Raw genomic sequence first — 464 nt, 5'->3', positions numbered from 1 at the left:
TTACCTCGGAATTGAGCCGGAAAGGGTCAACCTGGACGGCGGCGCACTGGCCCTGGGCCACGCCTACGGCGCATCAGGGGCTGTGCTGGTGACCCGGCTCCTGGCCCAGGCCCGGCGGGGCGGGGTCGACGGCGTCATGGCGCTGGCCCTGATCAGCATCGCCGGCGGCATGGGAACGGCCGCGCTGCTGCGTTACGAACGGATCGAGCAGCGGCGTTCCGGCGCTTGAGGGCCGCCGAAGCACGGAGAAGTCACCTTTCGATGGGGCGACCGTCCGTCAGTCCTCCGCCTCACCCAGTCCCCGTGCGGCCAACGCTTCACCTGTTTGGCGCGCGAACGCCACGGTGGTGATGAAGACGGGCAGGACCAGCGCGCGCGGGTTCCGTTCCAGTCCCCGTGCCCGGGCAGAGTCGCGGACGTCCGCGAAGGCGCCGGCGATGTAGGGGATGCTTCGGAGCAGGATT

2 pseudogenes are annotated in these 464 nt (G+C 70.0%); one reads left to right on the top strand and one right to left on the bottom strand.

Annotated features, from left to right (window positions below):
- Nucleotides 1-229 (top strand): annotated as a pseudogene (locus tag DBR22_RS24575) (acetyl-CoA C-acyltransferase); the annotation flags it as partial.
- Between the two features lie 48 nt (nt 230-277).
- On the opposite strand, the pseudogene DBR22_RS24160 reads toward DBR22_RS24575, so the two are convergent.
- A pseudogene (locus DBR22_RS24160) lies at nt 278-464 on the bottom strand (energy-coupling factor transporter transmembrane protein EcfT); the annotation flags it as partial.

It is taken from the genome of Arthrobacter sp. HMWF013, assembly GCF_003061105.1.
Classification (GTDB): domain Bacteria; phylum Actinomycetota; class Actinomycetes; order Actinomycetales; family Micrococcaceae; genus Arthrobacter.
The sequence above is the reverse complement of the archived record's forward strand: the minus strand, read 5'-3'. Positions and strand labels throughout refer to the sequence as shown.